The organism is Pseudonocardia pini (genome assembly GCF_013870575.1).
Lineage (GTDB): Bacteria > Actinomycetota > Actinomycetes > Mycobacteriales > Pseudonocardiaceae > Pseudonocardia > Pseudonocardia pini.
Genome location: NZ_JACBXB010000255.1, coordinates 1 through 6,991 on the forward strand (window position 1 = coordinate 1; position 6,991 = coordinate 6,991).

Annotated in this window: 8 protein-coding genes; all 8 read left to right on the top strand. The window is 72.7% G+C overall.

The features are described from left to right. Positions 1-580: Asd/ArgC dimerization domain-containing protein (locus H5J29_RS15870; RefSeq protein ID WP_281375998.1), on the top strand; the 580-nt coding region annotated here is incomplete at its 5' end. Further along, positions 577-1,734, top strand: a complete 1,158-nt coding sequence (argJ, locus tag H5J29_RS15875) for a bifunctional glutamate N-acetyltransferase/amino-acid acetyltransferase ArgJ (protein ID WP_181781736.1) — start codon at positions 577-579, stop codon at positions 1,732-1,734. The genes H5J29_RS15870 and argJ, both read left to right, overlap by 4 nt. Continuing rightward, complete coding sequence (gene argB, locus H5J29_RS15880; RefSeq protein WP_181781737.1) at positions 1,718-2,605, top strand: acetylglutamate kinase; 888 nt, start codon at positions 1,718-1,720, stop codon at positions 2,603-2,605. Before argJ ends, argB begins: the two co-directional genes overlap by 17 nt. Then, positions 2,602-3,762 (top strand): acetylornithine transaminase, encoded by a 1,161-nt coding sequence (locus H5J29_RS15885; protein ID WP_181781738.1) that lies wholly within the window; start codon positions 2,602-2,604, stop codon positions 3,760-3,762. The genes argB and H5J29_RS15885 overlap by 4 nt, the downstream gene beginning before the upstream one ends. 2 nt (positions 3,763-3,764) lie before the next feature. Next, positions 3,765-4,694 carry an ornithine carbamoyltransferase gene (argF, locus tag H5J29_RS15890; RefSeq protein ID WP_181781739.1) on the top strand — a complete coding sequence of 310 codons (930 nt, stop codon included), beginning with the start codon at positions 3,765-3,767 and terminating at the stop codon, positions 4,692-4,694. 13 nt (positions 4,695-4,707) lie between these two features. After that, positions 4,708-5,211, top strand: coding sequence for an arginine repressor (locus tag H5J29_RS15895; protein WP_181781740.1), 504 nt, complete (start codon positions 4,708-4,710; stop codon positions 5,209-5,211). Next, on the top strand, positions 5,208-6,635 hold the full coding sequence (argG, locus tag H5J29_RS15900; RefSeq protein WP_181781741.1) for an argininosuccinate synthase: 1,428 nt from the start codon (positions 5,208-5,210) through the stop codon (positions 6,633-6,635). Before H5J29_RS15895 ends, argG begins: the two co-directional genes overlap by 4 nt. Then, a partial coding sequence (locus H5J29_RS15905) for a lyase family protein (protein WP_246393928.1) occupies positions 6,635-6,991 on the top strand: 357 nt, incomplete at its 3' end. The genes argG and H5J29_RS15905, both read left to right, overlap by 1 nt.

Below are 6,991 nucleotides of genomic sequence, written 5' to 3' on the forward strand. Positions count from 1 at the left end.
GACGGTCTCGTCCCTCGCCCTGGCACCGGCCCTGGCGGCCGGGATCGTGGAACCGTCCGTGGTGGTCACCGCGGTCACCGGCACCTCCGGCGCGGGCAAGTCGCTCAAGCCGCACCTGCTCGGAGCCGAGGTCATGGGCTCGCTGTCCGCGTACGGGGTGGGGGGAACCCACCGGCACACGCCGGAGATCGCGCAGAACCTGTCGGGGGTGTCCGGTGAGCCGGTCAGCGTGAGCTTCACCCCCGTCCTCGCGCCCCTGCCCCGGGGCATCCTCGCCACCTGCACCGCGCCCCTGACCGGGGACGGGGCCGATGCGCGGGAGGTCTACGACAAGGCCTACGCGGCCGAGCCCTTCGTGCACCTGCTGCCCGAGGGCCAGTGGCCCACCACCAAGGCCACGCTGGGGTCGAACACCGTCCACCTGCAGGTCGCGGTGGATGCGGACGCGCGGCGGCTCGTGGTCATCGCGGCCATCGACAACCTGGCCAAGGGCACCGCGGGCGGCGCCATCCAGTGCATGAACCTCGCCCTGGGCCTCCCCGAGACCACCGGCCTGCCCACCACGGGGGTCGCGCCGTGAGCGTCACCCATCCACGGGGCTTCCGAGCCACCGGCATCACCGCGGGACTCAAGGTCAGCGGCAAGCCGGACCTCGCACTCGTCGTGAACGACGGGCCGTCGGACGTCGCGGCGGCCGTGTTCACCCGCAACAAGGTGAAGGCCGCGCCGGTCCTCTGGACCCAGCAGGTCATGACCACCGGGTCGCTCCGGGCGGTCGTCCTCAACTCCGGCGGGGCGAACGCCTGCACCGGGCCCGAGGGTTTCCAGACCGCGCACGCCACCGCCGAGAAGGCCGCGGAGGTGCTCGGGATCGGCCCGATCGACGTCGCGCTGTGCTCCACCGGGCTGATCGGTGCGCAGCTCCCGCGGGACGTGCTGCTGGCGGGTGTCGAGAAGGCCGCCGGGTCGCTGGAGTCCACGCCGGAGGCGGGCCTGGCCGCCGCCACGGCGATCATGACCACGGACACGGTGGCCAAGCAGTCCCTCGCGGTCCGCGAGGGGTGGTCGGTCGGTGGGATCACCAAGGGCGCCGGGATGATCGCGCCCTCCATGGCCACCATGCTGTCCGTGCTCACCACGGATGCGGTCGCGGACGCCGAGACCCTCGACAAGGCGCTGCACGCCGCCGTCCGGGTCTCCTTCGACCGGTTGGACGTGGACGGCTCGATGTCCACCAACGACACCGTGGTCGTGTTGGCGTCCGGGGCCTCGGGCGTCACGCCCACGGAGGCCGAGCTGACCGTCGCCCTCACCGAGGTGGCCAAGGACCTGGCCCGCCAGATGCAGGCGGACGCCGAGGGCGTCACCAAGCGGGTCACGGTGCGGGTCACCGGCGCGGCCTCGGAGGACGACGCGGTGACCGTCGCCCGCACCGTCGCCCGGGACTCGCTGGTCAAGACCGCTCTCTTCGGGTCGGACCCGAACTGGGGCCGGGTCGCGGCGGCCGCGGGCTACGCGGAGGCCGAGCTGAACCCCGACCACCTGGACGTCACGATCAACGGGGTCCTGCTCTGCGCGGGCGGGGTCGCCGCCGGGGACCGCTCGCTCGCGGACCTCTCCGGCGAGGACATCCTCGTGGAGGTCGCGCTGGGGCTCGGCGGCGGCGCGGCGGAGATCCTCACCACCGACCTGTCGCACGCCTACGTGGAGGAGAACAGTGCCTACTCCTCTTAGACACCAGCGCGCGGGGGAGAAGGCGGGCGTCCTCGCCGAGGCCCTGCCGTACCTGCAGCGCTTCCACGGCAAGATCGTCGTGGTCAAGTACGGCGGCAACGCCATGATCGACGACGAGCTGAAGCAGGCCTTCGCCCAGGACATGATGTTCCTGCGGCTCGCGGGCATCCACCCCGTCGTCGTGCACGGCGGCGGGCCGCAGATCAGCGCCATGCTGAAGCGGCTGGGCCTGCCCGGCGAGTTCCGCGGCGGCCTGCGGGTGACCACCCCCGAGACGATCGACGTCGTCCGGATGGTGCTGGTCGGGCAGGTCGGCCGGGAGCTGGTCGGCCTGGTCAACCAGCACGGGCCGTATGCCGTGGGCCTCTCCGGGGAGGACGCCGGGCTCTTCCGCGCCGAGAAGCGCACCGCGCTCGTCGGCGGTGAGGAGGTCGACATCGGCCTGGTCGGGGACGTCGTGGAGGTCAACCCGGCCGCGGTCCTGGACATCGTGGCGGCGGGCCGGATCCCGGTGGTGGCAGGTGTCGCACCCGATGCCGCGGGCCAGGTCCACAACATCAACGCCGACAGCGCGGCCGCCGCGCTGGCGGCCGCGCTGGGCGCCGCGAAGCTCGTGGTGCTCACGGACGTCGAGGGCCTGTACGCGAACTACCCGGACCCCGAGTCGATCATCTCGGCCCTCACCGCCGCCGAGCTGGAGCCGATGCTCCCCACGCTCGAGAGCGGGATGGCGCCGAAGATGGAGGCCTGCCTGCGGGCGGTCACCGGCGGGGTCCCGCAGGCGCACGTGATCGACGGGCGGGTGCCGCACTCGGTGCTGCTCGAGGTCTTCACGAGCGAAGGAGTCGGAACGATGGTGGTCCCCTCATGAGTACCCACGCCGAGCGGTGGCAGCACGCGCTCATGAACAACTACGGCACCCCGCCGCTCACGCTCGTGCGGGGGCAGGGCGCCGTGGTGTGGGACGCCGACGGGCGCGAGTACCTCGATCTCCTCGGCGGGATCGCGGTGAACTCCCTGGGCCACGCACATCCGGCGATCGTCGAGGCCGTCACGCACCAGATCTCCACGCTGGGCCACACCTCGAACCTCTCCATCACCGAGCCGCCCCTGCAGCTCGCCGAGAAGCTCATCGCGCTGCTCGGCCAGGAGAGCGCGCGGGTGCTGTTCTGCAACTCCGGCGCCGAGGCCAACGAGACCGCGTTCAAGATCGCGCGGCGGACCGGCAGGCCGACGATCGTCGCCTGCGAGCAGGCCTTCCACGGCCGCACGATGGGCGCGCTCGCGCTGACCGGCCAGCCCGCCAAGCGCACGCCGTTCGAGCCGATGCCCCCGGGCGTCGAGCACATCCCGTTCGGGGACGTCGCGGCGCTGGAGGCCGCGGTGGACGAGAACACGGCGGCGGTGTTCCTCGAGCCGATCCTGGGTGAGGCCGGGGTGATCGTGCCGCCGGACGGCTACCTCGCCGCGGCCCGGGAGATCACCTCCGCCAAGGGTGCGCTGCTCGTGCTGGACGAGGTGCAGACCGGTATCGGCCGCACCGGCGCCTGGTTCGCGCACCAGACCGCCGGGATCGTGCCCGACGTCGTGACCCTGGCCAAGGGGCTCGGCGGCGGCCTGCCGATCGGCGCGTGCATCGGGATCGGGGAGGCCGCGGGCCTGCTCGAGCCCGGCCAGCACGGCACCACCTTCGGCGGCAACCCGGTCAGCTGCGCCGCGGCCCTCGCCGTGCTGGCCACGATCGCGAACGACAACCTGCTCGAGCACGTCACGAGCCTCGGCAAGGAGATCCGGGCGGGCATCGAGGGGATGCCGCTGGTCACGGACGTGTCCGGGGCGGGCCTGCACATCGGGATCGGGCTGGCGGAGCCGAAGTCCGCCGCGGTCGCCGCGGCCGCGCGGGACCGGGGCTACCTGGTCAACAACGCGGTGCCGGACCGGGTGCGGCTGGCCCCGCCGCTGGTCCTCACCGAGGAGCAGGCCCTCGGCTTCCTGAAGGACCTGCCGGACATCCTGGGGGGCGTCTAGCGATGGTGCGTCACTTCCTCCGGGACGACGACCTGAGCCCGGCCGAGCAGGCCGAGGTCCTCGCGCTGGCCGCCGAGCTCAAGGCGGACCGCTTCGCCGCGCTGCCGCTCATGGGCCCGCGCCCGGTCGCCGTGCTGTTCGACAAGGCCTCCACCCGCACCCGGATCTCGTTCGAGGTGGGCATCGCCCAGCTCGGCGGGCAGGCCGTGATCCTCGACGCCGCGACCAGCCAGCTCGGCCGCGGCGAGACCGTCGCGGACACCGCCCGCGTGCTGTCCCGCTTCGTCGACGGCATCGTGTGGCGGACCACGGGCCAGTCCCGCATCGCCGAGATGGCCTCGGTGGCGAGCGTCCCCGTCGTCAACGCGCTCACCGACGAGTTCCACCCCTGTCAGGTCCTCGCCGACCTGCAGACCGTCCGCGAACGCTTCGGGCGCACCGCGGGCCTCACCCTGACCTACCTCGGCGACGGCGCGAACAACATGGCGCACTCGCTGCTCCTCGGTGGCGCGCTCGCCGGGATGCACGTGCGGATCAGTGCCCCGGAGGGCTTCCAGCCGGACCCGGACGTGCTGCGGGACGCCAAGTCCCACGGCACCGAGACCGGTGGGTCGGCCGAGGTCGTGGCGGACCCGCAGGCGGCAGCCGAGGGGGCGGACGTGCTCGTCACGGACACCTGGGTCTCCATGGGCCAGGAGTCGGACGGGCTGGACCGCGCCGCCCCGTTCCGCCCGTACCAGGTCAACGCCGGGCTGCTGAGCAGGGCGAACACCGGCGCGATCGTCCTGCACTGCCTGCCCGCACACCGAGGGGACGAGATCACCGACGAGGTGCTCGACGGGCCCGCGAGCGCGGTCTGGGACGAGGCGGAGAACCGGCTGCACGCCCAGAAGGCGCTGCTGGCGTGGCTCCTCGACCCCCAGCGAGCGTGAGGGCGGTGGGGTCGTGACGGCGGCGACCCGGGTGGCCCGCCAGGCGCGGATCATCGAGATCATCGCCCTGCGCGCGGTGCGCAGCCAGAGCGAGCTGCAGGCCCTGCTCGACGCCGAGGGGATCGCGGCCACGCAGGCCACCCTCTCGCGCGACCTCGACGAGCTCGGAGCGGTCAAGATCCGGGGTGCCGACGGGGGCCAGCCGGTCTACGTCATCCCGGAGGACGGCAGCCCCGTCCGCGGCGTGGAGGGTGGCACCAGCCGCCTGGAGCGGCTGTTGTCCGACCTGCTCGTCTCCGCGGACTCGAGCGGCAACCTGGCGGTCCTGCGCACCCCGCCGGGCGCCGCCCACTACCTTGCGAGTGCGCTGGACCGGGCCGCCCTGCACGCGGTCGTCGGGACGATCGCGGGGGACGACACGGTCGTCGTGGTCGCCCGCGAGCCGTTGACCGGAGCCGGGCTCGCCCACCTGCTACAGCATCTGCACAGCACCGACCAAGGAGCACCGAACCCGTGAGCAAGGTCCTGACCTCCCTCCCCAAGGGCGAGCGCATCGGCATCGCCTTCTCCGGGGGCCTCGACACCTCCGTGGCGGTCGCGTGGATGCGCGACAAGGGCGGGATCCCGTGCACCTATACCGCCGACCTCGGCCAGTACGACGAGGCGGACATCTCCGGCGTCCCGGACCGCGCGCGGCAGTACGGGGCGGAGATCGCCCGCGCGGTGGACATCAAGCCGCAGCTGGTCGAGGAGGGCCTGGCGGCGCTGGCGTGCGGGGCCTTCCACATCCGGTCCGGCGGGCGCACCTACTTCAACACCACGCCGCTGGGCCGCGCCGTCACCGGGACGCTGCTGGTCCGGGCCATGCAGGCGGACGACGTGAACATCTGGGGCGACGGGTCGACCTTCAAGGGCAACGACATCGAGCGGTTCTACCGCTACGGCCTGCTGGCCAACCCCGAGCTCCGCATCTACAAGCCCTGGCTCGACGCGGACTTCGTCTCCGAGCTGGGTGGGCGGGACGAGATGTCGAGGTGGCTCACCGCCCACGGGCTGCCCTACCGGGACTCCGCCGAGAAGGCCTACTCCACCGACGCCAACATCTGGGGCGCCACCCACGAGGCCAAGACCCTCGAGCACCTCGACGTCTCGCTGGAGACCATCGAGCCGATCATGGGCGTGAAGTACTGGGACCCGGCGACCCGGATCGAGTCCGAGGACGTCGCGGTCAGCTTCGAGGCCGGGGTGCCCGTGGCGATCAACGGTCGTCGGTTCGACTCGCAGGTCGCCCTCGTGCTGGAGGCCAACGCCATCGGCGGACGCCACGGCCTGGGCATGTCGGACCAGATCGAGAACCGCATCATCGAGGCGAAGTCGCGCGGCATCTACGAGGCGCCCGGGATGGCGCTGCTCTTCGCCGCCTACGAGCGGCTGGTCAACGCGATCCACAACGAGGACACCGTCGCCAACTACCACAACGAGGGCCGCAAGCTGGGCAGGCTGCTCTACGAGGGCCGCTGGCTGGACCCGCAGGCGCTGATGGTGCGCGAGTCGATCCAGCGCTGGATCGCCTCGCTGGTCACCGGCACCGTCACGCTCCGGCTGCGCCGCGGGGACGACTACACGATCCTCGACACGCAGGGCAGCGGCTTCTCCTACCACCCGGACCGGCTCTCGATGGAGCGCGTGGAGAACGCCGCGTTCGGGCCCACGGACCGGATCGGCCAGCTCACCATGCGCAACCTCGACATCGCGGACTCGCGCGCCAAGCTGGAGTCCTATGCGGGCCAGCCGCACGACCAGGGCACCGTGCTCGTCGAGCACGGCACGCTGTTCGGCGAGCTGCCCTCCGGCGGGTTCGACCGGATCGCGGCGGCGGACGGCGAGCGCGACTCGGAGCAGTCCCTCGACGCCGCCGCGCTCGAAGCGGGCACCGACTGATGCCCGAGTCGACCGGAGCTCTGTGGGGTGGCCGGTTCAGCGGCGGCCCGGCGGACGCGTTGGCCGCGCTGTCCAAGTCCACCCAGTTCGACTGGCGGCTCGCGCCGTACGACATCCGCGGCTCGAAGGCGCACGCGCGCGTGCTGCACCGGGCCGGGCTGCTCAGCGCGGCCGATCTCGACGGGATGCTCGCGGCGCTCACGAAGCTGGAGGCGGACGTGCTCGCCGAGAGCTTCCTGCCCGCGCCGGGGGACGAGGACGTGCACTCCGCGCTGGAGCGCGGGCTCATCGAGCGGGCCGGGCCGGAGCTGGGCGGCAAGCTCCGTGCGGGCCGCTCCCGCAACGACCAGGTCGCC

Bases quoted from the DNA above. Each gene is read 5' to 3' on its own strand.
- argF (WP_181781739.1), top strand. From the start codon at position 3,765: ATGGTGCGTCACTTCCTCCGGGACGACGACCTGAGCCCGGCCGAGCAG.
- H5J29_RS15885 (WP_181781738.1), top strand. From the start codon at position 2,602: ATGAGTACCCACGCCGAGCGGTGGCAGCACGCGCTCATGAACAACTAC.